We start from the raw sequence: 2,292 nt of genomic DNA on the forward strand, positions 1-2,292 counted from the left end.
CGCCCCGGCGGCACCTGCCAGGTGAAGTCGGTCAACACCGGGCGCGGAGAGCGGCGGTAGCGGAAGCTCACCTCTTCGAAGGACAGCTCCACGGCGGCGCCCCACTCTCCAGGGTTGTAGATCAGTAACTCACCATGAAGCCGTCAGGATACCTCGTCGAGATTGAGTACAAGTAGCACCCACCATGATCCGCGCAGTTGGATATGTCAGATACTTTGAACCAGTACTCCCCTGGGTCCTTCATCTCTCCCCAGTACAGATAGACCAAGTTGTAGCACGTCCCCTCACGAGTTCCTTTGGATTCATCGAACCATCCAGGAACATGTCTTCGCAGCTCGAGGCCGATACTGTCCGAAGGATCTGGGGCCTGATCGCGGCAGGCGTATATCCCAGCCATGGTACCTGCCGCGTCATTGTGATTGTCCCACCAACGGCGGGTCTCAAAACCGACCCTGACGTTCGAGAGATATGACGTCCAGCTTCCCTCAGCGGATGCTGGGATAGCCAGAACAACGAGCACTGCGAGCACCACGAGCGGTACGACTAGAAGCTGCCTGCGTGCTATCGCGCACCTCCCGCTGCTGAACGCCCTCCGGGGCTCATAAGGACGGAGAGATCATCGGCGATCGTAGCCGCCGCGGCGACCTCTTGACACCAACACCAAACTGCCGGCGTCGTTTCATCCGGTGTACGGAGGGCCTTGTTCTCCTGAGGGCCGTTGGGCCCGATGTCACTGATGATCTTGAATTGCATCATAACTGACAAAGACAGGTACGTCAATCCCTTTTTTTCTATCTCATCAGCACTCAACCGAAAACACGCGTAACTCGTCCTGCCTCCCCATGCAGATGCCGGGCAGGCCCGCCCGCCAGGTGTTACACTCAACGCCACGGGATGTGGGCACCGAGGTGCCGTGCTGGTTGGGTGCGGCCAGGCGGGATGGGGACGACCGCCGGGTGCCGGCTCGAGGAGCGTTGTGCTGGAGAGGAATACGACCATGGTGGCGACCGTGCGGGCGGTGACGCCGGGCAGCGAGGCAGCGCGGGCGCTGGAGGCCGATCTCCGCTGGCGGATCAGCGGTGAGGTGCGCTTCGACCAGTACTCTCGGATGCTCTACAGCACCGACGCCAGCAACTACCAGATCGAGCCGGTCGGCGTCGTGCTGCCGCGCACGGTCGACGACGTGCGCGTGGCCATCGAGCTGGCCGCCAAGCACGGCGTGCCGGTCCTGCCGCGCGGCGGGGGCAGCAGCCTGGCCGGGCAGACGGTGGGCGCAGCGCTCGTAGTCGATACCTCTAAATACCTCAACCAGATCCTGGAGGTTGACCCGAGCGCGCGGGTGGCTCGTGTGCAGCCCGGTATCGTCCTTGCCCAGCTCAACGCCAAGCTGGCCCGCTACGGCCTGATGTTCGGCCCCGACCCGGCCAGCTCCGACCGCGCCACCATCGGCGGCGTCGTCGGCAACAACGCCTCCGGTTCCCACTCGATCCTGTACGGCATGACCAAGGACCACGTCCTGGCCGCGCACACGTTCCTCTCCGACGGCACCGAGCTGCACTTCCGCGCGCTCACGCCCGAGGAAGTGGCGGCCAAGGCGGCACAGGACACCCGCGAGGGGCGGCTCTACCGCGACCTGCTTAGCCTGCGCGAGCGCTACGGTGCCGCCATCGAGCGCGACTTCCCGCGCCACTGGCGCCGCGCCACCGGCTACAGCCTGCCGGAGTTGCTGGTCGAGGACGGCTTCAACCCGGCGCGGCTGCTGGTCAGTTCCGAGGGGACGCTCGCCTTCGGCGTCGAGTACACCATCAACCTCGTGCCGCGCCCGACGCGCACGGCGCTGGTGCTGTTGCAGTTCGACGACCTGGTCCGCGCCATGGAGGCGACACCGGTCATTCTGGAGTGCGAGCCGTCGGCGGTGGAGCTGATGGACAACATGCTCATCTCGCTCACCCGCCAGCAGCCGGGCTACGCGCGGCAGATCTCCTTCATCAAGGGCGACCCGGACGCGATCCTGGCCGTCGAGTTCTACGGCGAGAGCGAAGCGGAGCTGCGCGCCAAAGTCGAGCGCCTGACCCGGCACCTGACCGAGCAGGGCGTGGTGCAGGACCCGCTGCCGGTCTACGACCCGATGCAGCAGGCCGACGTCTGGTCGGTGCGCAAGGCGGGCCTGGGTCTGCTGATGAGCGTCCGGGGCGATGCCAAGCCGATCGCCTGCATCGAGGACGTCTCCGTCCCGGTCGAGCACCTGGCCGAGTACGTCCGCGAGATCCTGCGGCTGGTGGCGGAGCACGG

At 65.5% G+C, this 2,292-nt stretch carries 1 protein-coding gene; it reads left to right on the plus strand.

What is annotated here, in order from left to right; genetic code table 11:
- Nucleotides 1-997 precede the first annotated feature (997 nt).
- Nucleotides 998-2,292 (plus strand): FAD-binding oxidoreductase (locus IRZ30_RS17035; RefSeq protein WP_294086897.1); only part of this gene is annotated, 1,295 nt, incomplete at its 3' end.

The sequence above is a fragment of the Sphaerobacter sp. genome (assembly GCF_019683595.1).
Taxonomy (GTDB): domain Bacteria; phylum Chloroflexota; class Chloroflexia; order Thermomicrobiales; family Thermomicrobiaceae; genus Sphaerobacter.